Origin of the sequence: Bacillus sp. JAS24-2 (assembly GCF_008274905.1) — a bacterium.
In the GTDB taxonomy this organism is placed as follows: Bacteria; Bacillota; Bacilli; order Bacillales; family Bacillaceae_G; genus Bacillus_A; species Bacillus_A cereus.
In genome coordinates this window covers 58,840-81,109 of the sequence record NZ_CP031069.1, presented here as the reverse complement: position 1 = coordinate 81,109, position 22,270 = coordinate 58,840, and the positions used below count along the sequence as shown (strand labels likewise).

Genomic DNA, 22,270 nt, shown 5'->3' with positions numbered 1-22,270 from the left:
TGATTAGGCTAACCCCGCAGTCCTTGCGGTTAGAAGCCTTATCGCTTCATTCTTTAGATTGATACTTGCGTTAATATCCCTATCATGGTGTGTACGGCAAGAAGGGCAATCCCATTTACGTAGGTTCAGATTTTTAACGTCTTTGTTTTGATATCCACAACAAGAACATAATTGGCTAGAAGCAAATGTTTTCGATACGACAATGACTTGTTTGCCATACCATTTTGCTTTATATTCCAACATGGTTCGAAACTGTGACCAAGATACTTCACTAATTGCTTTTGCTAACTTATGATTCTTTAACATATTCGATACTTGCAAATCCTCTATACCGATAACATCGTGGTTTTTGATGATTTCAGTTGAGATTTTGTCTAAGTAATCTTTTCTAGCATTTGATATGTATTCATGAATTCTAGCTACTTTTACTCGTTGTTTATTCCAGCGAGAAGATCTCCTTTCATTCTTCTAGAAAGAACACGCTGTGCTTTCGCCAACTTATCTTCTAATGATCGGAAAAACTTCGGATTTTCATAGGGTGTTCCATCTGACAAAATGGCGAAATCTTTTAGTCCTACATCTATCCCAATGTAAGAATGTGTTTTCGGAAGTTCTTGCACTTCTGTTTCAACTAACAATGACACAAAGTATCTACCAGAAGGGTTGCGTCTAACCGTAGCATTTAAAATACGTCCTTGTACTTCACGACTTTTGGCAAATCGAACAAGACCTAGTTTTGGCAATTTTATTTTGTTTCCTACGACAGCAATGTTTTCATTTGTTTGTTTTGTGGTGTAAGATTGTACGTTGTTTTTCTTAGATTTGAAACGCGGGGCACTAGTTTGTTTTTTGAAAAAGCGTGTATAAGCATCCGCAAGGTTGCGAACAGATGACTGAATCGCAATACTATCCACTTCTTTGAGCCAAACAAATTCTTTTTTTATGGCAGGAAGTTTGGCAGAGCATGTACCATATGTCAAACCTTCCCCCGTCTCTTTGTATGCGTTATCCCATAGAGATAGGAAATGATTGAATACAAAACGAGAACAGCCAATTGTTTTATTAATTAGGGTTGCTTGTGTTTTATTTGGATAGATACGAAATTTATATGCTTTATTAATCATCATTCATTTCACCCCCATTTCGGCATGTGTCTATTATACAACAAACATACATTCGATAGATAATGAAGTAACACTTTATGTATACCGAACAATTAAGATGGCTTCCTGCCATCTCTTGTCCGAAGCCAATTCATCTCCCACCTACTCACTTCGCGTTCCTTGAGGAAGGAGTCTTCTTGGCTAAAATGATAAAATGAGGTTCGTCACGAGAGCACTTTACTAAGTGCTCTTTTTTGGTTTTAAAATAAAACAAAATGAAATTTTTATACTAATCTTCCTCAAGAACCGTAACAGTTAAGTGATTTCTCACTCTCTTTCGCTTCGCTAACTTCCTCTGATAAGCTGGCGTTGTATAATAACGAACTGTTGCAGGAAGTACGCCCATATGTTGAACGCATTCCTTTGCAGTTCCAATACATACGAATGATTCACCTTTGTAAACGACGTACTCCTTTAAGTTCATTTTCATTCTCCTTTTCTAATAAAATAGCGTTTTTATTCAACATCAATGTATCTAATTTAATAATTGCACTTAAATCTTAATATATAAGCCGTTTCTAGTATTTAAGTACGTCATAGAATACAATATAGGACAAGGTTTCTCCTAATCTAGTCCTAATAAAATTGAGAAGGAGGTGAATACCAATGGCTATCATACCTCCATTTATGGCTTCCAGAAGATTTACTTCTACACTAGGTGCGGGTACAGGTACAGGTGCCGCTTTTGCAATTGCTGCTACAGCTTGCTTAAATGATGCTGGTGTTGCTGCTACAGCATTCCCAAAATTCACGTATTATAATTTCTACCTAAACGGTGTACTTCAGCTAGGCGGAGAATCAAGTGTTACTACTGGCCCAACTGGAGCGATTACAATTCCAGGTGGCGATACATTTGATCCTGCAATCCCAGTTACTATTGAATTTATCGTAACTTAGTTATATTTAATTTTTTCACAATTAATTACTGTAAGCATATACTAGTATCGAACATAAGCATCATAAGGATTGCTCTACAAGGCATTCTTTAGCTTTAAAATAAGAATTTTATTAAATAACTTAATGAAATTCAATATTATGATAATAATAATCACAATACAATCTGCTTCTTACCCAGGTTGTAATTCACAACAGAGAGCAGTTATTATAAAAAGCTGCTCTTCTTTATTTTTGTTACATATACCTAGAGTTTTGGCCCATACTATACTCAACCATGAGATTCTGTACTCCTTAAATTCATGGGTGTAAATTTCTCAATGCAGTTAGCTTTTGCTAACTGCTCTTTTGTATTGAGTTAAAAATAAGTTTTAAGTCTTATTCCTTTTCTACAACATATTCTTTTAATCTAACCGTCCAGCTCAAAGTGTTACCTCCTATCTTAAAGAGCACTTATGCATGGTGCTCTTTTTTATTTTATTTTTTTCATTTCTGCATAATGTTTTCAACCCTGTTCATACTATTTTTGTAACTTAAAGTTACAAACTATTTCTGTAAGCGCAGCGTTTCTTTTGTACAACAAGCAGTTAGTTTTGTTAACTAGCTGCTTTGTTGTGTAAAAGAAAGATTTTGTTTTAAAATTACACATATCTAAAAAACATACATATAATATCTTGGGTATCTTTTTTAATATTAGTTTTGGTCAAAGAGCACTTTTAAGAGTGCTCTTTTAATGTATTGCAATGTATCACGTTTTACATACAATAAACATAGAATGTAATGAGCACGCAAGACATAATTTTTATATAAACGTGTATATTTTTTATACACGTTTTTTTATTAAATAAGAATTTTATTTAACTTTTATTCATTTTTTTGTTTATTTTGAATACATTACTATTAAATCAAGCAATGCAAAGGTTTCTCTAACCCAGTTCCCTTGTATTCCTTGAACTCTTTGCACACAGGACCTGTTAGTTATAACAGGTTCTTTAATTTTTTCATCATACAATAACTATTTTGTTCACTTTTTTGATACATTTACGAAACATTCATATGTTATCTTCAGTAAGTTCTTTTCTTTTCATAAATTGTGTGAGTTATACCGACACAAGAAGCCCTAGATCCCTAAATCTAGGGCTCCTTCGTTTAAATAACTATGTTTTTCGATTTGATGTATAGACAACTATATATTTAGATGTTAAAATATCATTGTGATTCCCACTTGGTTTCACATACGACTTTTTTTCTTCGGTTATGGGGTTCTTACGTAATGGTAAGGACCATTTTTTTATTTCAATAAGCATTTTATTAAAAATTTACATATACATAGCTTCCTTTAATAATTTCAATTTCTAATAAATCTATGTCTGTGTTATCAAATATTTCAATCACATGTAAAAGTTACGTAAAGATTGCTATGAGTCAATCCTTCCACCCCAGGAACGTTATATAATGAAATCGCAAACATTAAGTTTGTACCTTTCTGTACGACATAACTCTTTGCTAGGGGAACTCCTAGCCTTTTTTATTTAGTGCCCATAGCCAGTAAATCCGAAGCCCATATTTCTTTCTGATTCCAATAATCCCAACGTTTCTACTGACGCTATGACGCCTACTAGTGCCTCGTTCAATCAAATGAGTTTCTACCCTTTAAATACGTCATAACGCTATGTCTCCTAATCCAAATTCATTATCTCTTCTAAGGTTCTATCAGAAATATAAGTGGTGATAATCTGTATCTTTCTGTATTTCTTTTTAGCCATTTCTATAGCTCTGCTCTCGGACTTCGCATCAAACCAACGAAGCTTCCACTTCTCGTCTTTGTCGTAAAACTCTACTGAGCATGTCATAACGCTATTACGCTTCAAGAATTTGTTCACGGTACTTGTTGTGGTATAATCAAAACTTCCGACTACATCCCCCAGTGTTAGTTGTTTCATGCCCCTAACCCCATTGGACGCGATTTGATTTTTTTCTTATCTGTCTGATCCATAATCAATGCGGCGATTTCTAGTTGATGCCTTCCTAACTCTTTTGCTATTTCAAGAATATCTTTATCTTCATCCCACATTTCCCTTAATTGAGTCACTTCGCTTTCAACAAACACTAAATCCAACTCTTCTAAAGCAATATATAAGTTACGACGCGATTTCTTCATGTACTTCTCCTTCTGCAACGCCATTGTGTAATTCTCCTTTTCCAAATCCAATCCAATTCGTGGCATCCCATTTTCCCTCCAGCTGTAATTGATGAATTTCTCTTAACTCCTCCATAACGGCATGACGTCTTCTATCCACTTCGGAAGGACGACTTTAGATTGATTATTATCTAACATAGGTCTTTCACTCCTTATTTACTGAGAGAAAATTCATGGTATAATAGAGGTAGCTAATTTTAGGGAATGTTTTCTCTACAGCGCTCATTGCCATCGAGCGTTTTTTATTTTTCAATAGCTAACTTTCTGAAAGTTTGTTAAAATTTAGTTACCGATATGTGTAACAACTGGCCTGTGCTTCTGTACGGGCTTTTTTGATGCTTTCACGCATCGGAATATCCAGGAACCTCTCAATAAGGTGGAGAATCCCCATTAAATCCCTGAACATTCAGACAAGTAAAGGTTTGTCTATGTTCATAAATATGTAAAATCTTTATATAAAAATTTAATGAAGTGTGTGTTAAACTTATTACATTCCAAGAAGTCCTTTACTTTTAGAATCGACAATTCTTCAATACCCTTAGTCTTGCCCTGCATCCCCTTGCAGGGCTTTTATCATTTAGCTAGAGTGTGATATACCTCTTGTATGTTTCCTCAACCTTATCTGCGCTGTTATGTACACCCTTTGATCTTAAATCCTTTATAATTCACAAGATTTTCTTACGTTCATATTCATCACACTGCTGTTTATTTGTCATTCCGTGACCACCCTGTCTTTTTGTCCAGGCATCTATTCGGTGTACCAGGTATACGAATACACATATCGCTGCTGATACAATTAACAGTGATAATGTGCTTTCTTCCATAATTTAAACCGCCTCCCTATCCATTTCTGGAATGATTCCGCGTTTCGTTAGAAGCTCGTTACACATGCTTCCAAGTCTCATTTCTTACAACCTTCCCTATAGTTGAATGTGATGTTCCGAATGTTCTAGCCATTGCTCTAGGTCCATACTTAGAGTGGCCTGGTTTGTAGTGTTTTCTTATCCATTCAATTTGTTCTTCAGTAAAAACAGCTGTACATCAATGCTTTCTCGCACTTACGGGTAAGGATATGCAATAGTGCATTTTTCTGTATGAAGTACCCTGATGCCTATTTTATCGTATTGATCAGTGAAAGTTACGACTCTCTTTTTTTATTTATGATATCCCACCTTATAAATCTCTAAATCAATTTAATATGATAAAATAATTCATATTACATATAGGAGGTATATTATGAAAAAGAAATTTATGCTAATGATGCTTCTGTTTATGTTGATGGTAGGATTACATCCTACTTCAATGACAAAAGCAGAAACCACTAGTACACAAGGTGAGCAATTTGAACAAGGTAAATATGATTTGAAAGCTGATTTTCCTTTTGGACAGAACTGGAATAGGAACTCACAGTATGCTGGAACAGAAACAGGTAAAGTGAAATGGGAATACAAGCTTTATGCAAAAGATGGTGGTACTCAATTGATGGAGTCTCAGCCAGCGATAGGAAGTGATGGGACGATTTATATTGGAAACTACAATAGAAAATTGTATGCGTTAAATAAAGATGGTTCAATTAAATGGATTAAAGATGATGTAGCATACTTAAGTAGTACACCAGTTATAGCGGAAGATGGAACAATTTATGTTACAAGCGGAAAACTAACTGCTTTAAATCCTGATGGTTCGATTAAATGGCAAGTTAAAGATGCAAGTACTTATAATACTCCCATTATAGATAGTGAAGGTACAGTTTATGTATATAACTCAAAAACAATAACTGCTTATAATTCGGATGGATCAAAGAAATGGGTATCAGATGAGATGTTTATAGGAGCTACCGATAGCAAGAATTCTACATTAATATCAAAAAACGGAACTATTTACACTTTGCTTTCAAGTGGTCAAAACTATTTTCTCTATGCTCATGATAAGAATGGCAAGGAATTATGGAATAAAAAGTTTAGCGGGAATGGGGGGAACCCTGGTTTTTCTTTAGGATTAAATAGTGAGTTATATATAAATGGTGGATCTGTTGTATATGTTTTTGACAAAAATGGAAATCCAATAAAGCAGTGGAGACAAGATGATATAAACTCAAAAGCTGCTCCTACAATCTCTTCGAAGGATGGAACAATTTATATAGCTGGAAATAGCGGGTTATCTGCATATAATCAAGACTATACATTAAAGTGGAAATACTCAACGGGTACTCAGGTTATTGTGAACTCACCAGTAATAGATAAAAATGGTGTAGTTTATGTTAGGTCAGAACGAGAAGTATTTGCAGTAAATCCAGATGGAACACTAAAATGGAAAATGCCATTTTCATTATTCCATGTCGGTTCTTCAAATAATTCTATAAGCATTGATAAAGACGGAACTTTATACGCTGCTGGATATGTGGCAAAAATAAATTACTATGCTCCTGATGAAACGTATTATTCAGTAGTAGCTATTGGCGACTCTTATACAGACACTGTATGTACTAAAGATAGTACATACATGCAAGTACTTAAATCACTTGAAGCAAAGAGTAAGACTGCTAAGTTAACAGATGAAGAGAAGAAAGAAGCACGTGATATTTTGAAGAAATTATCGGCTGATCTTGATAAAACAGAGTAGTAAAATCGGGCGGATTATTACAGATACAGTAACTTTTAAAGGAAGAGGGCTTCGGCTCTCTTTTTTATTTACTCTTTTTAAACTAGAACCTTTTTATACAACCTTCATAATATATATGGGACAACCTTAAACTCTTTTTTGAAAGGAATGATTAGATATGGCAGATTATTTCTGTAAAGATGGAAAGAGATATTACAAGAAAAAAGACAAATCATGCAACCCTTCAAGCTCCAATAACTGTTTCATAGAGACATTTACAATTTTCGGCTCTGAAACTACCCCTACAAGTCTTGAAATTCCACCCGGTTCTACAATTACCCTATTTGAAAATTTTACAACCAATCACAATAAAACTCTAATTCGCTTTAGTTTTAGCCCTGTATTTGCTGCGTTTGTTACATTGACTATTAGAACATTTAATTCCACAACTCCACAAACAATTACATTAACACCAGGAGATAGAAAAACTTTCTTATTTGAGGATGTTCAGAGTATTACTTTCTCAAATGCCACTACAGCTAACGCTGAACTTAGTCCATTATTTATCCAACAAACAACATGTATTTGCTGTAATGAATCAAATTCATATTACTATGAGAGTATTGACTATGATTATTAGCAGTTATTATAGAGGGCTTCGGCTCTCTTTTTTTGTAAAAAATAGGCATACCAGACAAACACTCATCCATTACAGTATACATAATTTAATTTCATACAAACAAATACTAATAAGTAGGTGAATTATTTATATGTATTACATTCCACAGAACCCCCCTCCTTATTATTGGAATTATGGACAAGATTATAGACAACAATTAACCTCAGATGTGCTATTACAAAACCCACAGATATATAATGGTTTAAAAGTTAAATCGCCTAGGGATATTAATATATATTTAATTGATAAGGGCACTAGGAGATTAATTCACGGCCCATCTGTTTATTTATCTTTATTTAACCAATCCCCATCTCATGAAGTATTAGATTTAGAAAGAATCCCATTAGGAAACCCAATTGTTCAAGGAACTCATTTATTTCGTTCAGATGAACCATCAAATCGAAGTATATATTGGTACGACAAAGAAGATGGAGTACACTGGGTAAAGCGAGGTATAGCTAGCCCTCAAGTCTATAGAAAATACGACTTTACTGAAAAAGTCCAAATTCATCCACAAAGTATTATTGACGGTATACCGGATGGGAGTGAAGTCAACTAATGTCATAAAATCTATTCATAAAAAAGGAGAAGCGGAGAGGCTCTCTTTTTTTTGTCTTTTAGATGTTCTCCCAATTCTAAAGGGACAATTATCCATAATGTTCCCAATTAGTTATAATACATCAAATAAATATCAAATTTATTTTAGGAGGAACGAACTTGAATGGATATTTTTATAGACAGAGTCCTGTGTTAAGCCCTATGCCTGAACCTTGGAAACATGAAATTCCATGGTGGTATATTCCTAAACCAAAGTCTTGGCCACTACCAGATCCATATGCTAATCCTTATAGTATACCGGCACAACATTTTCAGTCATATCACCAATATCAACATCAACCATATAGATGATTATTTTTTACTAATAGATAAAAAGGAGAGACTGGTACTCTTTTTTTATTTTCTACCGACAAAATATGACAATATTCGAATTAATTGTTTGCTATTATCATATAGAAATCTTACATTTATCTACATAATATTATTGTATTTTAAAGTTTTTAAATGTAAAAATTTCCGATGTAAATACATACCATTTAGGGAGATGGGGAAAATCATGAAAAAATTATTAGCTTCAGCAACAGCGGTAACACTATTAACAGTGGGGTACAGTTCTGCTGCATTTGCAGAAAAAAATCCAAACGACAAGAATTGCAGTCACTTTAAAAACAAACAAGAAGTTATGGAATTCTGGCACAGCAATGGATACAGTGCAACTAACGATCCTCATGACTTAGACCGTGACAATGACGGCTTACCTTGTGAAGTGAAAAAAGGGGACTACGATCAATTTGTAGCTAGCAAACAAACTACTAAAAAGGATGAAACAAAACCACAAGAACCGGTTAAACAGGAAGATACTAAAAAAGAACCTGTAAAACAAGAAAATACACAACAAAACAACCAAGCAACAAACAATAAACAAGAGCAAACTAAACAAACAGCTGTAAAGAATGAAACAAAAAAACAAGGTGAAAAATTACCTAATACAGCATCAAACGGTGTTACAATGATGCTTGCAAGCGCTGCTTTAGTATTAGCAGGTTCAGTTCTTGTATTCCTTCGTAAAAAAACGAATGCCTAAACTAATACCTAAAAACGGCAGGAATATTCCTGTCGTTTTTAATGTGGAGTGATAAGTTTGAACAAACTTGTTTGGTTGGGAGCTTTATTAATTACTATCGGCTCTTTTACTTTTTTTTATTACTTTATAGATTGGTATGACGCAAGAAAAACTGTTGAAGCCTTAACAAGTACTGAAATTCAACAATATAAAGATATACAACCTGTTACTAATGATAAAAAAGATGTCAAAAATGAATCAAACAAAGAACAATCCCAACATATTCTACCAAATCAAGAACCTAATCTTACAAATACTAGTGAACCATTACCAGAATCACCAAAACAGATCCCAGCTTCTCAAGTTCAACATCAAATGGGAGAACAAATTGCCTACATGGTGATACCGAAAACTAAACAGAAATATCAAGTTTACTGGGGTGCTGATGCAAAAACTTTAAAAAAAGGGGTAGGAATGTTTGTTAGTGACATTACAACCACTCCTTCTGGAAATGGGCATACTGTTTTAAGTGGACATCGTGATACGGTATTTACTAATTTAGGAGATTTACAAGAACATGACTATATTTTAGTTGAGTATGATAAAAAAATATATACTTATCAAATTCAAAAACACTGGATTACAGATGCAAATGATCGTACCGTAATTATCTCAAGAGATAAACCAACATTAACACTAACTACATGTTATCCATTTAACTATATTGGAGATGCACCTGAGCGATACATCATTGAAGCATCTTTGGTTGCTATTAATTGAGAGTGAGAGCTATAGCTCTCTTTTTTTATTTTTATTCGACATGATACAACAAAATAGTTGTAACTGGATTTGTTATGCTTGGATGAGAAATTCCACATTCCCTATAATTGGAGGAAATGAATTATGCAAAACTCATTTTATACAAAGTGGTGGTTTTGGTTTATCATTGCCGTTGTCGTAATTGTTGTTGTTGGCGGAAAAAACACCAAAGAAGAAGCTACAACTACTCCAACCGAACCCCAAAAAGAAATAAAACCAGAACAACCCAAACAAGATGTTCAAGTTCAACCAGAAAAGAAGGAACAACCTAAACAAGATGTTCAACAATCTGCATCGGGATTTACAAATCCTATAAAAAATATCGATAAAACAGCTGCTATGAATGCCGTCAAAGAAAAAGCAAAGAAAGACTTTCCAGATGATTACATGACACAGAATTACGTAGCAGATGAACAATCTAAGGCGTTTGATTATATAAATGGTATTGAAATCAAATCTCAGGAAGAACTAAACGTTATGAAGAAAGCGATTAACGACTTCCCTAACGATTTCATGACGACTAAATATGTGTATGAAGAACAGATAAAAGCTATGAACAAGCAGTAATAAGATATTATGCTTTTCATTTTTTCGCAATCAAAAATATGGATAAATACGTTAAAACAATATTCGGATGAGATTCCAATACATATCATTAAAATTAAAGTGGTTCAAGTCGGAGGAAGGCACCTTTGGGTGTCTTTTTTTCTACATTAAAAAGCCCACCTATTTCCCTAGGTAGGCCATTTTTGATTTTGCATTTGCGTGCGATGATATTATAATAAAACTCCTTTATCCTCAAACTCCCCCATTGTTCTTCTTCAATATATTTAAGATGGTTCTTTGTATATTAGTCTAAAGTACGAGCAGCTGCATAGAATGATCCAGAGCCACCATTTCTGTGAGTAACTTTAAGCTTATATTTACCTTTTGAAAGAGTATTGTACGTATTTGTAAAACCCTTTCCTGCTGCTAACGATCCAGAACCAATAACATTACCTTTTGAGTCTTTTAAAGACCAGTCAAGTGTACCTTTAGTATTGTTTGTCATATGAACTCTCATATCCGCTTTTTTTACATGCTCGAACGATACTTCTCTTTCACCATTTATCAGACTGAAATCATCTTTAAGTATTTGGGTACGTTGGATTATTGGCGCTGAATTTTTAGTATTATCTACACCTACTGTACTTGCTGATGCTGCTCCAATCCCTCCAGTTAATACGATACCAGTTGCTAATGTTCCTACTACTAATTTCTTAAACATAATAAATCCCCCTTAAATATTTTTTATAACTTGCACCTTAAATGTATCACTTTTGTATTATTTGTAAATATTTTGAATTTGTAGAAATATTTATTTAATTATTAACAATATTGGGATTTAATTTTATCAAATGGAAAATAGAGGGGTTTGCGATGATATGTAATAATGCATGTTCATTGGGCAAAAGAATATGATAAAATCTAACCACCTGTTCTATTTTTTCAGTTATCTTGGAAACCTTACTTCTTATTTACCCAAATGGGGGGCGCTTTATGGCGTCTTTTTTTTATTTTCAAGAAGATCTGCCCAATTCATTCCTAAATACATAAGGTAGTGTGCACCCATTAAATTACGTGGAATGAACCCTAGTTTTATCCTCTAATCTAAAGGAGGCACTATTGTTATAGGATATGGTAGTAGTTCCGGTAAAGGCTGCGGTTTGGCTGGAGGATTTGCTTTATTAGTTGTATTATTTATTCTATTAATCATTATCGGATGCAGTTGCTTCTGCTAAAAAAACTATTGGAAAAGACACTCATATATGGGTGTCTTTTTATGTTTATAACTTTTTTTAGAAAATATTTGAAATATTATACAAATAATTATATCATTATATAGTAATTATTTATAATTATAGAAATATTTAAGGGGATTTTTAATGAAATTAGGGAAATTAGTATTAGTCGGAGCTTTAGCATTAGGGGGGTTATCAGCAGTTGGCACACTTGATGCAAAACCAGCGGCAGCAGCAACAAGTGTACAAAAAGCAGTAACAACTGAGGACTGGGGCTTTAAAACAATTTTTGACGTGGAAGTTGGAGCTAAAATGATGCCTAGCATTTACACACACAATATGCAAGCCAGCTATAAAACTGGTGGTCGTCCTATTTTTATTACTGTACCTTGGGAAACAAATACATTCACATCTCAAGACCAAATTAAAGTCTTCAAAATCCTACCGGGTGGCAACTTAGCTCGTTATCAAACAATGAACTGGAAACAAGAACATGATTACGGTTCAATGCAAAATTTTGCAACATTTGAAGCGCAAATTACAGATGCTTATGATGCAGGTAATTATATTGCAGTAGGATATGTTAAAGGTGAGTTTGTAAAAACTGACTTCTTTACTATCAATAAATAATTTCAATAACCGCTTCCTTAACAAATAGGAGGCCAGTTATTTTTTGTGTAAACGTATATTTTCTCAAAATTATATGATGACCTTTAATACATAAAATATGGTTATCAAGTCGGAGAAAGGCACCTTTGGGTGCCTTTTCTTTTTCTCAATATAAAAAAGCCCACCTATTCCGTAGGCGAGCTAAATGTAATTTTGCACAATTAATTTATAGCAAAATCACTTGTAGCGAAAGTAATTAAATTTAACTTTGTAACCCTAATACCCTAATAATCTCAATTGTTTTATTATCTTTTATTTTAAAATAAAGCCTTTTCCCTATCCGTTCACTAATTACAATATTTCCAAAGGCTAATTTACGCAAATGTTGTACAATCAAATCCTCTGTAATTCTTGTTTGCTTACTTAAATCAGAAACCGACAACGATCCATATGTAATCAATTTACAAACAATTGATAATCGAGTAGAATTCCCTAATAACCCTAAAACTTTTATATTTTCTGTATAGAAACTAAAATCCATATGAAAAGCATGTAACAGATCTTCCAACCTCCTAAAATAAGATGAATATCAACCAAAATATCTTAACATAAAAATAGTAAAAAACACCCTAAAATATACCAATTGTTCATTGAGAAAAATGATACTTGAATGGGAGTCCAATACATATTCTTAGAATTAAAGTGATTCAAATCGGAGGAAGGCACCTTTGGGGTGCCTTTTTATTTATGGTTTTTTTTAGAAAATATTTGAAATATAATACAGTGGATTATATTATTATGTGTATATGATTTCTGGTTTTAAAAATCACAAAAATTAATAGGGGGAAACAATAATGAAGTTAGGAAAATTAGCATTAATTGGAGCGTTAACTTTTAGCGGTTTTACTGCAATAGAAATGAGTAAGCCTACCTCACAAGCAGCTGCAGCTTACTCAGATCCACTTAATGATGATTGGGGATTTAAAACCATTGTGGATTTACAAAATTCAGAGGAAAGTACATATCAACCAGATTGGAAGATTGGGAATTTAATAACTGGTGATACATTTTACTTAACACAGCACTTTGGTAGAGAACATTTTGGTGCGCAAATGAAAATTTTTAAAATCCACACAAATGGTACCCTAGAACGATTCCAAACAATAGAACCAGAATTTATTCCTGGAACAGAAATTTGGCAAACCCCTATCACTGATAGCTATACAAGTGGTACTTATGTGGCTGCAATTAAATATCGTGGTGAATACACGTATTCAAATCAATTTACAATCAATTAGGGATGTAATAAATTGAAAAAAGGCATCCTTGGGTTTCTTTTCTTCTGTACATTATATCTATTACGTACTCATTGATTTTTTATGTACGTTTGATATAATTACTGTATTAGTATTACAGTAATAACTTGTGTATATAATAAAAGAAGAGATGCGCTAACATCTCTTCTAATAACTGCTACCGTCAGGGTGGTGGTTATATCATTTATTTTTTACGAAACCCACCCTTTTGCTTCCGACGGCGACGAGGAGTGGGTTTTTTGTTATCTTTTTCTAAAATTTGTTTCCTAAAAACATACGCAGAAACTTCACGTACAATGGCTTTCACAAATTCTTTTAGAAGCTCAAACAAAAACTCCATAGGTATATCACCCCCTTTCCTTCCAAATGGAAAGAAGGGATAACCAATCACCCTCACAATATACAGTTAATCCTATTCTATCATACTAGTACAATCTCACCAATATAAAAAAGACCACCATTAGGCAGTCCTTTTTGGGTAGTTTTAGAGATTAAATTATAACATATTGATATACGGATTATAAATATATTTTTCCTAAAGATACTATAAGTTTTTTATAATTCTTGATTTCTCAATCTTCACTACATGATAAATTTCCCTATAAAATTAACAAATAACATGAAAATTATCAATCCACTAGATTATTAGAAAAAAAAAATGATTATCTATATAATCATTTAGTAAAATATAGATATAATTTAAGAGAGTAAAGTTAATATAGATTAACCAAGTAATGAAAAGAAAATGTTTTATTGCATAAAAAAAAAAAGGCTCCATTGCTGGAGCACTCAAAATAAATAAACGAATTAAAACAAGAAACAGACAATTTAACTATATCGATAAAATATAAATAAATCTATATATATGCAATATTACATATAAAAACTCTATTTATTGATGCTATAATAGGTTTACTCGATGATTGTTATATTTTTTATGGTTTTTAAGCAATACAATACCTTCTTAACAAGTGTACAAGTAAAAGAAGACATCTTAATCGATGTCTTCTTTTCTTATATAATAACAACATAATAAAATTAAGATGAGGTCAGTCGGTGGAAGTCACCTTAAGGGGTTCTTCTTTTCTTTATGAAAAAATCCCCAGACAAAATGCAGAGATACAATATAACTCATATTTTGCACCAGAACCTTCTTATCTATCCTGTAGTAAACTCCAACACCTTCCGGGGACATCTGTTTCAAACGTTTGAATGTTTCCTGTATCAGCCACTGTCACATAACAGGTTTTCCCATCAGGTCCTCCAAATGTAAGGTTATTACAGTTTCTTCCCTCAAGATGAATTTCACTTAGAAGATGACCATCAGGTGATATCTTTGCCACCACACCTTTGCCAATGCGAGCTACAAACAAATTCCCAGCCATATCACAACGCATTCCATCAAGTCCAAAATCGGGAAATTCTATAAATAAACGTTTATTACTTAATTCGTAATCACTTGATAAATCATATACCCATATTTTTCTTTGTACTGTTTCATTTACATATAGTTTCTTTTCATCAGGACTCACTTCAATTCCATTAGTCGTTCCCATATTACTTTCTAATAAATTAGTGACCCCATTTTTATTAATACGCCATAATTGTCCCGTTGATTCACTCCAGTTAGGATCACTAGCAAATAAAACACCTTGATCGGTTATCGCTAAATCGTTAGGCTGGGTCATAGCAGGTTCATGAGCATACACCTTTATTTTTTTTGTTTCAATATTAACTGCAAATATATTATGATTAACATAATCTGCAATAAACAAAATTCCATTACGATCAATACGTGTCCCGCTTCCGATGCTATTCTTAGGAAGCTCAATAAAGATATTACTATCTCCAATTGGGGTTACTTTTCCAATTGTACCTCTTCTTTTAAAATTAACAGCGTAAATATTCCCGTTTTTATCACATGAAGGCCCTTCTATTCCAGCAGTAAATCCATGTGGTGTAGTTAGCATTTTTCTCTTTAACGCTTCAAAACCCATGATTTAAAACTTCCTTTCCTATTAAATCACTTTTTTATCGTTTTCCGACAGAAGATTCCTTCCTCAAAAATGTGAAGGTGTGAAACACTAATTTTAGGTGGGAGATGAATGTCGGTTGGTACAAGCCAATATATTTGCTATCATTTACTTGTACAGATTGCTCTTCGAAAACTGAAGATATGAGGTTGGTTGCAGAAAAACGTTGCAACCGTAAAATCTTCAACGTTCTATCGCCCCACGCTTCTCAAAATTGCGAAAACCAAGCTAAAGTAGGTAGTGTGTGAATCAGCGTACAAGATACTTATGTTCTCACCGTAGGGACTGCGGGTAGAGCCTGCTAAGATAACTGGTGGATACATCGGTGTTCGCAGGAATCTCCCACTTCAAACAGTCTGTTAGGACGTTAAGTGGTGAGTAGTTCAATTCAAAGATATCCAATACACATACTAAACACGAAAAAAAAATTGGAGTCTGTACTCTTATATATTCGAATATGAGATCCCACCCACATTTTAACGAAAATATACGCCAAGCGAATTTCCTTTTACAAATGAATGGTAATATGAAAGATGATGAGTTTAATAAATATAAAGAGGTTATGAATAAGGTAGTGAAGTAAGCAGTAGCACTCGAAAGAGTGCTTTTGTTTTTTCTCAATAACTGAAACTACTTAACGTGGTAAAATAATAATTGGATTGGCATCCAATTATTATTTTACGATGGTTCCAATCGCAAGAAGGCACCTTAGGTTGTCTTTCTCTTATTTTCAAAAGGGCACTCTCAAAAAACATACATTAATGTGGACCCGTTAGAATCCATAGAATGAACCCTAGTTTTAAATTCTTATCTAAAGAAGACACTCTTGTTATGGGATATGGTAGTAGTTGCGATGAAGGTTGGGGTTTTGCTAGAAGATTTTCTTTATTGATTATATTATTTATTCTAATAATCATTATCGTGTGCAGTTGCTTCTGTTAAAAAGACTATTGGAATAGACACTTGAATTTGATTGTATTTTGGATGAAAAATATCTACAAAAAAAACGGTCTATATTTAGACCGTTTTTACCTTTTAATCACTCAAATTCAAATGTAATTCAGTTATATTTTTCTCTTGATCTATATCATTTGCTATCAGCCAAATTAATTGTTCCGTTAATTCGCTCCGTTTCGATAAAATGCGTTTATTATATTCTGTAGCCAGACAACCTGCATAATTAATCCAATTAGTAAAGGATCTATCAATACAAGCAGTATATTAATAAGTTTCCCTACAATAACTGAACTACTTAGTTTTTTCTTCTGTCTTTTTATTTACCTTAAAGCAATCCATTCATAGCTTGCCCACTCTTTTGGTTTCTTATCGTACTTGATACGACCAGTCGTACAGAATGAAGCAATCATCCATTGAATGAGGTTCATCTTGGCATATGGATCAACACAATCCTCTATTTTTTTTAATTGATAGCCTGTACTATTTTTCTGCCAAATTGTATATAAACGAAAATGTGTTGTCGTAACAAGTCTAGCTTTTGTTGTAACTTGCCATTTTGCAATTTTCGTTAAATCCTCTTTGACCTTTCGATCATACTCTTGTTTTATGACTTTATAACTCTTATCTTTATTAATTAATCCATTAGAAAATGAAAAAGGCATTTGATGCACCTCATAGACCGTTCCTTCTTCATCTCCTAAAATGTTTGATTCTACTAGAAATATATTTTTTAGTTTTAATTGTTCCGTTAATTCTTTTCCGCTCCGATAGAATGGTTTTTTCATCTTATGCAATAAGATAACCTGCATAATTAATCCAATTAGTAACGGATATGCTAATACTAACAACATACTAATAAACATATTTAAAATGAAAACTCCTATAAGCGCAAAGATTGTAAAGTAAATATAGGTTTCTCTTTGATGAATAATCCTACTGTTCAAACCAAGATACCTCCGTTTTGATAGAAAGTGAACGCAATATACACCATTGCCCCTAGTAAAATAGAACAAGCCCCAGGAAAGCTCTGTATTAGCTTTATTTCTTTCTTAGGCAGTTTCACACCAAATATAGACGCAGCATGCTCCAATTGGTCTTTAATCGCTCCTACAAACCCTAAAATTTTAATTAATCGATAAACACTAGCAATCCAAAAGAATAGTAAATGGAAAGCTGTTAATGTAATTGCGGTAAGCATAGCCGATTCTTCTACTACATTGCTAACATATAAAGCTACCACCACAAGCATTTTCGTATCACCAGGTGAAGAAAATTTAAATGTCTCTAACAATAAGCCACATACTAAGGCCATAGTTAGTACAACTACAATCTCTTTTCCCGTTCGTATTCCTGCAAAATACGTGATACCTAAACCTACTATTAAAAAAATAAAATGCCATATATTTTTTGTTTTTCTATACTTTAAGTCGGTAAATACATTAAGTACCATATAACTTAGAAATAATCCCATGATATACAAGCTCATTTTATTTACTCCCCTCTTGATTTCATATAAAAATACTGTGTAAAAAAGGGAACCACTTTTAGAGTAGCCCCCTCGTTTATTTTTATATTTATTTTTTATTCCAAGAATCTATATCTGCATTGCTTGATGCTTTTGTGAATCTTGCCAGGATCGTATCATAGCCACCTTGGATTGCCTTCCATACAAATGGGCCAATTACTAATACGATAATCACCGCTAACGCGATTAACATACCGTTTTCTGATGATAATTGTGAGTCTTCATTTTTTAACCAATTTTTCATTTTTGCTAACATTTCATTTCGTCTCCTTTATATATCGATTTTAAGATTCTACTAAAATTAGAACTTATCTATTTAAATCTTTAATTACTTATTCCAAGAATTTACGTCTGCATTGCTTGATGCTTTTGTGAATCTTGCCAGGATCGTATCATAGCCACCTTGGATTGCCTTCCATACAAACGGGCCAATTACTAATACGATAATCACCGCTAACGCGATTAACATACCGTTTTCTGATGATAGTTGCGAATCCTCGTTTTTTAACCAATTTTTCATTTTTGCTAACATGATTGAATCTCCCTTATCCATTTATTTGAGCTATACGTAAAAAACATCATTAATCTAAAACTTCTATTACTTGTTCCAAGAATTCACATCTGCATTGCTTGATGCTTTTGTGAATCGAGCTAGAATCGTATCATAACCACCTTGGATTGCTTTCCATACAAATGGGCCAATCACTAATACGATAATGACCGCCAAGGCGATTAACATACCATTTTCTGATGATAATTGTGAGTCTTCATTTTTTAACCAATTCTTCATTTTCGTTAACATATATTTTGCTCCTTTACCTATTCCATTTTTGATAATGTCTTCTATAAACTTGCAAATCCTTGCATTAAAGATTGAATAACAATCACCATTGGATAAATCACAATACATCCAATAACTGCGACGTTAAATTTATTCATTTCCATTGGTTTATTTTGAATGAGACGGTTATAGTTCTCATGTTTTAACTCACGCATCATTTTAATCTGTGCATCCATAATGCGAAGACTCTGTACCTTGTCCGTTTTTTGCGCTTGTTGCAATGCAATCGTAAAGGTATTTACTTCTGGACTATTTAAGGCTGCTGCAAAGTTTCGAAATGGTTGATCCGATCCTGCATACATTTCTAATTCCGCAGTAAGTGTAGATACATACGGACGAAGATGTCTTCCAGCATATATTTGCGCCTTTTTTACTGCTTCTAATGTTGTATGTGTTTTTAACAACTGCAGCATAGGAATTAGATACTCTGGTAATTCGAACTTCCTAGCTTCTATCGCCTGCTTGATTCTTCTCTTTAATAGATAATCAGGATAGAAATAAAGCAGCGGTGAAATTAAAACACCCACTTTAAATAAGTAGTAATCATGGAACACCGTACATATCAAGAAAACAGAGGTGAAAATGATGGGATATGCAACCTTCATTTTTAAATATTCTTCTGGTTTCGTATCCAGGCCAGCTTCTTCTAATTTTTTCTGAATCTGCTCTTTCTTTTCTTCTGTCAGATACTTATGTGATAACGACTGGAAGGGAGCGAGCATCATTTGATTTAAATTCTTCTTTTCAATTCGTTTTGCATTTTCTACATAGTTCGTAAGTAAGCTACCGCTGTCTTTTTTACTTTGTAGAAAGGTAGAGAATACCCAATACATGACAACGAATACCACTACAGCTAAAATCGTAGCCACCTTATTCCCCTCTTTCTGTTGGGTTATAATTTGCAATCTTTTCTACACGGGTTGCTAAGAAAAAGACAATGAACATATTTACCGATAACGCGATTTTCCCCATCATAGAACCTGCTAAAAATCCATATGCTTCTTTTGACATCAACATAATAACAATCGGCATAGCGATGACGATTAAGCAGTTCTGTACAAAAGCACGTTGTGCTTGCGACAAACTAGAACGCAATCTTGCCAGGTATAGCTTTTGTTTTTCAAAATCTTCTGCAATATCTAGTAAGACTTGTACTGAATTTGTTCCACCTTCTCGGCTGCACACTTCCAACATTTCATGGAAGAAAACCAATTCTCTAAAGTTAAACGTTTCATTGAATCCTCTAAATGCACGATGCATTGTGGTTCCACCTTCTAATAAAAGAGAAACTTTCTCTATTTCTTCTTGAATGCTTTCATGCATCATTGGCTTCACCTGAACTAACACCCGTTTTGCATTGTTACTAATTTGAAGTGCATTTGCTACTGCCTTCATATAGATAGAAAGACGGTCAATGACAACCAAGTAGTAACGTTTTTTTCTTCGATAGAGAAGAAACCTTGGAACTAAGAATCCAGATAAAACGGTAATCAGAATAAAAGGATCTCTACCAAAAGAAAAATAGAATACTACTGCAATACTCATTCCGGAAAGAATCGTATATACCCAGTACATGCTTTTTGTCAATTTCCACTCGTACTTTTGGGCTTCTTGGATAACGGATTGTGGCAAATACATCCGTATCCCTTTAATATTCCTTAATTCCAAGCGCCTTTCTTCTTTCTCGTTTTCTTGTACAAATTGAGAGAGAGCAGAACCCTTAGATTTTGCAAAAAGTAAAACGAGCAATACTACACTAATAAATATCAAGAATATGCATCCATAGGCTAATAAACTATGCATATTGCACCTCCCGTTTTGAAAGGAATGGTGCATAAAGAGCTGGATTTACAGTAGAAGAACGGAATTTCTTCTCCATATCAGCTGATATTCTTCCTGTAATAATATGTTGGCCATGAATTTTCCCTATTCTTTCATTCATTTCATCTTGTTTCTCATATGTTGGCATAAACTGAGACAATGGATTAAACTGTATATCTTCCTGATAATCCAATAGTTCAATCATCTCTGTAATATAACGATTTCCATCATCTTTCTTTTCCAAAAAGACAATTACATCAAATGTCTGTGAAATCAATTCATATAAATACTGGGCATCAATATTCGCACCACTTTGCAGACACATAAGCATTAAACGCCTAACTGCTTCTTTTGCACTTCTTGCATGGACAGAGGTGAAACCAGGATGTCCTGTTTGGAAAAAGTTAATCATTTTTAACGCTTCTTTCCCCCTCGATTCCCCTACAATTAATCGCTTTGGCCCTTGACGTAAAGCATTTGTTAACAATCTATCAAAGTCGATTGCATTTTCTTCTACTTCCGATGCCCTACATTGCATCGGAACAAAATGATGTTCCGGAAAAATGCGATGCAAATATAATTCAGGGTTATCTTCTACTACAAGAGTACGTTCTTTTTTCTTTCCTTTCGGAATGTGAGAAGCAAGATATTTCATAAACTCTGATTTCCCTGTACCCGTGGCTCCAGCAACTAGAATATTCATTTTGGCTTTCACGGCGGCAGCCAAAAAGTCCAACATCTCTTTTGACGCTTGATTGGTAGATAACATGCGCTCTTCAGAAGCACGAAGGTGATCCGCATTCTTACGAATCGTTATTGTTGTTCCGAGTCCCCCAAGTTCATCTAACGCAATATTGATACGGATATATGGAAACACGCAGTCCACATACGGCTTTGCTGTATTTAATGACTCTGACGTACTGTTTACCATCTTATAGGCTAAAGCCTTTACCTCTTCTTCTGTCTCAAATCGGTAAGGAAATGTACATTCTCCCTCTCCAATTTTTTCGTAAATAATTTCTTTTGTGCCATTGATATAAATATCGGTTACATCCTTATCTTCTTTTAAAGGTTCTATAATCCCAAACCCTACAATATCGTCACATACCATATTTAGTAATTGTTCAGAAGGTACCTCTGAAATGACGACCTGATTACTTAATAGAAAGCTTTTAATGATTTGTTCTACAGCTGCTCTCTTCTCTCTATTCATAAAGGATTCGCTTAAGATATCACGATGGTCTTTTACTAAAAATGCACGAATTTCATCCGTTATATCTTTAATCTGTTGAGCTTTAGTTGTTCCTAACTTTCGAGCCGATTTGGAACGAATCATATAACCAAAATGATATAAATCCACTCGATTGCGCTTTAAGGCAACTTGTTTTTCCTGTAAATAGCCCCACATAC

The 22,270-nt window shown here is 33.7% G+C and carries 27 protein-coding genes and 1 pseudogene; 10 read left to right on the top strand and 18 right to left on the bottom strand.

The genetic code is table 11. The annotated features are described in order from the left end of the window. Nucleotides 1–3: 3 nt before the first annotated feature. Together tnpB and DN407_RS27490 are read right to left on the bottom strand one after the other, a co-directional pair. Nucleotides 4–1,127: pseudogene (tnpB, locus tag DN407_RS27495) on the bottom strand (IS200/IS605 family element RNA-guided endonuclease TnpB). A 265-nt stretch (nucleotides 1,128–1,392) separates the two neighbouring features. Next, nucleotides 1,393–1,587 carry a hypothetical protein gene (locus tag DN407_RS27490; protein ID WP_149216812.1) on the bottom strand — a complete coding sequence of 65 codons (195 nt, stop codon included), beginning with the start codon at nucleotides 1,585–1,587 and terminating at the stop codon, nucleotides 1,393–1,395. Nucleotides 1,588–1,769: 182 nt separating this feature from the next. On the opposite strand from DN407_RS27490, the gene DN407_RS27485 reads away from it, so the two are divergent. Then, nucleotides 1,770–2,060, top strand: a complete 291-nt coding sequence (locus DN407_RS27485) for a DUF4183 domain-containing protein (protein WP_149216811.1) — start codon at nucleotides 1,770–1,772, stop codon at nucleotides 2,058–2,060. Between the two features lie 1,676 nt (nucleotides 2,061–3,736). Here DN407_RS27485 and DN407_RS27480 read toward each other — a convergent pair. The 4 genes from DN407_RS27480 to DN407_RS31780 all read right to left on the bottom strand — a co-directional run bounded on the left by DN407_RS27480 (nucleotide 3,737) and on the right by DN407_RS31780 (nucleotide 5,081). After that, nucleotides 3,737–4,000, bottom strand: coding sequence for a hypothetical protein (locus DN407_RS27480; protein ID WP_149216810.1), 264 nt, complete (start codon nucleotides 3,998–4,000; stop codon nucleotides 3,737–3,739). Next, nucleotides 3,997–4,242 (bottom strand): helix-turn-helix domain containing protein, encoded by a 246-nt coding sequence (locus DN407_RS27475; RefSeq protein ID WP_086388419.1) that lies wholly within the window; start codon nucleotides 4,240–4,242, stop codon nucleotides 3,997–3,999. The genes DN407_RS27480 and DN407_RS27475 overlap by 4 nt, the downstream gene beginning before the upstream one ends. Further along, nucleotides 4,199–4,333 carry a hypothetical protein gene (locus DN407_RS32320; protein ID WP_254915689.1) on the bottom strand — a complete coding sequence of 45 codons (135 nt, stop codon included), beginning with the start codon at nucleotides 4,331–4,333 and terminating at the stop codon, nucleotides 4,199–4,201. Before DN407_RS32320 ends, DN407_RS27475 begins: the two co-directional genes overlap by 44 nt. A 589-nt stretch (nucleotides 4,334–4,922) precedes the next feature. Continuing rightward, nucleotides 4,923–5,081, bottom strand: coding sequence for a hypothetical protein (locus DN407_RS31780; protein WP_179878599.1), 159 nt, complete (start codon nucleotides 5,079–5,081; stop codon nucleotides 4,923–4,925). A 412-nt stretch (nucleotides 5,082–5,493) separates the two neighbouring features. On the opposite strand from DN407_RS31780, the gene DN407_RS27470 reads away from it, so the two are divergent. The 6 genes from DN407_RS27470 to DN407_RS27440 all read left to right on the top strand — a co-directional run bounded on the left by DN407_RS27470 (nucleotide 5,494) and on the right by DN407_RS27440 (nucleotide 10,544). Then, on the top strand, nucleotides 5,494–6,879 hold the full coding sequence (locus DN407_RS27470; RefSeq protein ID WP_149216809.1) for an outer membrane protein assembly factor BamB family protein: 1,386 nt from the start codon (nucleotides 5,494–5,496) through the stop codon (nucleotides 6,877–6,879). Nucleotides 6,880–7,036: 157 nt separating this feature from the next. After that, complete coding sequence (locus DN407_RS27465; RefSeq protein WP_088321904.1) at nucleotides 7,037–7,498, top strand: hypothetical protein; 462 nt, start codon at nucleotides 7,037–7,039, stop codon at nucleotides 7,496–7,498. Between the two features lie 130 nt (nucleotides 7,499–7,628). After that, complete coding sequence (locus DN407_RS27460; protein ID WP_149216808.1) at nucleotides 7,629–8,096, top strand: hypothetical protein; 468 nt, start codon at nucleotides 7,629–7,631, stop codon at nucleotides 8,094–8,096. Nucleotides 8,097–8,651: 555 nt separating this feature from the next. After that, nucleotides 8,652–9,179, top strand: coding sequence for an excalibur calcium-binding domain-containing protein (locus DN407_RS27450; RefSeq protein ID WP_088321901.1), 528 nt, complete (start codon nucleotides 8,652–8,654; stop codon nucleotides 9,177–9,179). Nucleotides 9,180–9,236: 57 nt separating this feature from the next. Beyond that, the gene (locus DN407_RS27445; RefSeq protein WP_086388422.1) at nucleotides 9,237–9,938 is read left to right on the top strand and encodes a class D sortase; all 702 of its coding nucleotides are present in this window, start codon (nucleotides 9,237–9,239) and stop codon (nucleotides 9,936–9,938) included. 123 nt (nucleotides 9,939–10,061) lie between these two features. After that, nucleotides 10,062–10,544 (top strand): hypothetical protein, encoded by a 483-nt coding sequence (locus DN407_RS27440; RefSeq protein ID WP_149216806.1) that lies wholly within the window; start codon nucleotides 10,062–10,064, stop codon nucleotides 10,542–10,544. A 283-nt stretch (nucleotides 10,545–10,827) separates the two neighbouring features. Here DN407_RS27440 and DN407_RS27435 read toward each other — a convergent pair whose 3' ends face one another. Beyond that, entirely contained in the window at nucleotides 10,828–11,244 is a 417-nt protein-coding gene (locus DN407_RS27435; protein ID WP_149216805.1) for a hypothetical protein, read from the bottom strand. Nucleotides 11,245–11,647: 403 nt separating this feature from the next. Here DN407_RS27435 and DN407_RS27430 point away from each other — a divergent pair, with 403 nt between their 5' ends. Next, entirely contained in the window at nucleotides 11,648–11,758 is a 111-nt protein-coding gene (locus DN407_RS27430; protein ID WP_149217095.1) for a YjcZ family sporulation protein, read from the top strand. A 144-nt stretch (nucleotides 11,759–11,902) separates the two neighbouring features. Continuing rightward, nucleotides 11,903–12,388 carry a DUF5065 family protein gene (locus tag DN407_RS27425; protein ID WP_149216804.1) on the top strand — a complete coding sequence of 162 codons (486 nt, stop codon included), beginning with the start codon at nucleotides 11,903–11,905 and terminating at the stop codon, nucleotides 12,386–12,388. A 241-nt stretch (nucleotides 12,389–12,629) separates the two neighbouring features. Here the strand turns inward: DN407_RS27425 and DN407_RS27420 are convergent, their stop codons facing one another. Then, nucleotides 12,630–12,908, bottom strand: a complete 279-nt coding sequence (locus DN407_RS27420; RefSeq protein WP_002183137.1) for an ArsR/SmtB family transcription factor — start codon at nucleotides 12,906–12,908, stop codon at nucleotides 12,630–12,632. A gap of 313 nt (nucleotides 12,909–13,221) precedes the next feature. On the opposite strand from DN407_RS27420, the gene DN407_RS27415 reads away from it, so the two are divergent. Beyond that, nucleotides 13,222–13,665, top strand: a complete 444-nt coding sequence (locus tag DN407_RS27415; protein WP_098347821.1) for a DUF5065 family protein — start codon at nucleotides 13,222–13,224, stop codon at nucleotides 13,663–13,665. 202 nt (nucleotides 13,666–13,867) lie between these two features. Here DN407_RS27415 and DN407_RS31775 read toward each other — a convergent pair whose 3' ends face one another. The 10 genes from DN407_RS31775 to DN407_RS27360 all read right to left on the bottom strand — a co-directional run bounded on the left by DN407_RS31775 (nucleotide 13,868) and on the right by DN407_RS27360 (nucleotide 22,268). Continuing rightward, nucleotides 13,868–14,023, bottom strand: a complete 156-nt coding sequence (locus DN407_RS31775) for a hypothetical protein (RefSeq protein ID WP_165362282.1) — start codon at nucleotides 14,021–14,023, stop codon at nucleotides 13,868–13,870. A gap of 814 nt (nucleotides 14,024–14,837) precedes the next feature. Beyond that, nucleotides 14,838–15,680, bottom strand: coding sequence for an SMP-30/gluconolactonase/LRE family protein (locus DN407_RS27410; RefSeq protein WP_098347819.1), 843 nt, complete (start codon nucleotides 15,678–15,680; stop codon nucleotides 14,838–14,840). Between the two features lie 1,313 nt (nucleotides 15,681–16,993). Beyond that, entirely contained in the window at nucleotides 16,994–17,617 is a 624-nt protein-coding gene (locus tag DN407_RS27395) for a hypothetical protein (RefSeq protein WP_098347817.1), read from the bottom strand. Beyond that, a complete protein-coding gene (locus tag DN407_RS27390; protein ID WP_149216803.1) occupies nucleotides 17,614–18,159 on the bottom strand; it encodes a hypothetical protein in 546 nt (181 codons plus the stop codon). The genes DN407_RS27395 and DN407_RS27390 overlap by 4 nt, the downstream gene beginning before the upstream one ends. 88 nt (nucleotides 18,160–18,247) lie before the next feature. Further along, nucleotides 18,248–18,454: a hypothetical protein gene (locus DN407_RS27385; protein WP_000879952.1), complete on the bottom strand. Its 207-nt coding sequence runs from the start codon at nucleotides 18,452–18,454 to the stop codon at nucleotides 18,248–18,250. Nucleotides 18,455–18,526: 72 nt separating this feature from the next. Then, the gene (locus tag DN407_RS27380) at nucleotides 18,527–18,730 is read right to left on the bottom strand and encodes a hypothetical protein (protein WP_000879955.1); all 204 of its coding nucleotides are present in this window, start codon (nucleotides 18,728–18,730) and stop codon (nucleotides 18,527–18,529) included. Between the two features lie 66 nt (nucleotides 18,731–18,796). Then, nucleotides 18,797–19,000, bottom strand: coding sequence for a hypothetical protein (locus DN407_RS27375; RefSeq protein ID WP_000956353.1), 204 nt, complete (start codon nucleotides 18,998–19,000; stop codon nucleotides 18,797–18,799). A 41-nt stretch (nucleotides 19,001–19,041) separates the two neighbouring features. Further along, nucleotides 19,042–19,908: a hypothetical protein gene (locus DN407_RS27370; RefSeq protein WP_000201169.1), complete on the bottom strand. Its 867-nt coding sequence runs from the start codon at nucleotides 19,906–19,908 to the stop codon at nucleotides 19,042–19,044. A gap of 1 nt (nucleotide 19,909) precedes the next feature. Beyond that, nucleotides 19,910–20,842: a type II secretion system F family protein gene (locus DN407_RS27365; RefSeq protein ID WP_149216802.1), complete on the bottom strand. Its 933-nt coding sequence runs from the start codon at nucleotides 20,840–20,842 to the stop codon at nucleotides 19,910–19,912. Further along, nucleotides 20,835–22,268, bottom strand: coding sequence for a TadA family conjugal transfer-associated ATPase (locus DN407_RS27360; protein WP_149216801.1), 1,434 nt, complete (start codon nucleotides 22,266–22,268; stop codon nucleotides 20,835–20,837). The genes DN407_RS27365 and DN407_RS27360 overlap by 8 nt, the downstream gene beginning before the upstream one ends. Nucleotides 22,269–22,270 lie beyond the last annotated feature (2 nt).

What these genes read in the sequence shown, in the direction of transcription:
- DN407_RS27385 (WP_000879952.1), bottom strand. Translation starts at nt 18,454, where the DNA reads ATGTTAGCAAAAATGAAAAATTGGTTAAAAAATGAAGACTCACAATTA.
- DN407_RS31780 (WP_179878599.1), bottom strand. Translation starts at nt 5,081, where the DNA reads ATGGAAGAAAGCACATTATCACTGTTAATTGTATCAGCAGCGATATGT.
- DN407_RS27465 (WP_088321904.1), top strand. Translation starts at nt 7,037, where the DNA reads ATGGCAGATTATTTCTGTAAAGATGGAAAGAGATATTACAAGAAAAAA.
- DN407_RS27410 (WP_098347819.1), bottom strand. Translation starts at nt 15,680, where the DNA reads ATGGGTTTTGAAGCGTTAAAGAGAAAAATGCTAACTACACCACATGGA.
- DN407_RS27360 (WP_149216801.1), bottom strand. Translation starts at nt 22,268, where the DNA reads ATGTGGGGCTATTTACAGGAAAAACAAGTTGCCTTAAAGCGCAATCGA.
- DN407_RS27420 (WP_002183137.1), bottom strand. Translation starts at nt 12,908, where the DNA reads ATGGATTTTAGTTTCTATACAGAAAATATAAAAGTTTTAGGGTTATTA.
- DN407_RS27475 (WP_086388419.1), bottom strand. Translation starts at nt 4,242, where the DNA reads ATGGCGTTGCAGAAGGAGAAGTACATGAAGAAATCGCGTCGTAACTTA.
- DN407_RS32320 (WP_254915689.1), bottom strand. Translation starts at nt 4,333, where the DNA reads ATGGAGGAGTTAAGAGAAATTCATCAATTACAGCTGGAGGGAAAATGG.
- DN407_RS27460 (WP_149216808.1), top strand. Translation starts at nt 7,629, where the DNA reads ATGTATTACATTCCACAGAACCCCCCTCCTTATTATTGGAATTATGGA.
- DN407_RS27415 (WP_098347821.1), top strand. Translation starts at nt 13,222, where the DNA reads ATGAAGTTAGGAAAATTAGCATTAATTGGAGCGTTAACTTTTAGCGGT.
- DN407_RS27450 (WP_088321901.1), top strand. Translation starts at nt 8,652, where the DNA reads ATGAAAAAATTATTAGCTTCAGCAACAGCGGTAACACTATTAACAGTG.
- DN407_RS27470 (WP_149216809.1), top strand. Translation starts at nt 5,494, where the DNA reads ATGAAAAAGAAATTTATGCTAATGATGCTTCTGTTTATGTTGATGGTA.
- DN407_RS27365 (WP_149216802.1), bottom strand. Translation starts at nt 20,842, where the DNA reads ATGCATAGTTTATTAGCCTATGGATGCATATTCTTGATATTTATTAGT.
- DN407_RS27485 (WP_149216811.1), top strand. Translation starts at nt 1,770, where the DNA reads ATGGCTATCATACCTCCATTTATGGCTTCCAGAAGATTTACTTCTACA.
- DN407_RS27425 (WP_149216804.1), top strand. Translation starts at nt 11,903, where the DNA reads ATGAAATTAGGGAAATTAGTATTAGTCGGAGCTTTAGCATTAGGGGGG.
- DN407_RS27480 (WP_149216810.1), bottom strand. Translation starts at nt 4,000, where the DNA reads ATGAAACAACTAACACTGGGGGATGTAGTCGGAAGTTTTGATTATACC.
- DN407_RS27435 (WP_149216805.1), bottom strand. Translation starts at nt 11,244, where the DNA reads ATGTTTAAGAAATTAGTAGTAGGAACATTAGCAACTGGTATCGTATTA.
- DN407_RS27380 (WP_000879955.1), bottom strand. Translation starts at nt 18,730, where the DNA reads ATGTTAGCAAAAATGAAAAATTGGTTAAAAAACGAGGATTCGCAACTA.
- DN407_RS27490 (WP_149216812.1), bottom strand. Translation starts at nt 1,587, where the DNA reads ATGAACTTAAAGGAGTACGTCGTTTACAAAGGTGAATCATTCGTATGT.
- DN407_RS27375 (WP_000956353.1), bottom strand. Translation starts at nt 19,000, where the DNA reads ATGTTAACGAAAATGAAGAATTGGTTAAAAAATGAAGACTCACAATTA.
- DN407_RS31775 (WP_165362282.1), bottom strand. Translation starts at nt 14,023, where the DNA reads ATGGAGTTTTTGTTTGAGCTTCTAAAAGAATTTGTGAAAGCCATTGTA.
- DN407_RS27390 (WP_149216803.1), bottom strand. Translation starts at nt 18,159, where the DNA reads ATGAGCTTGTATATCATGGGATTATTTCTAAGTTATATGGTACTTAAT.
- DN407_RS27440 (WP_149216806.1), top strand. Translation starts at nt 10,062, where the DNA reads ATGCAAAACTCATTTTATACAAAGTGGTGGTTTTGGTTTATCATTGCC.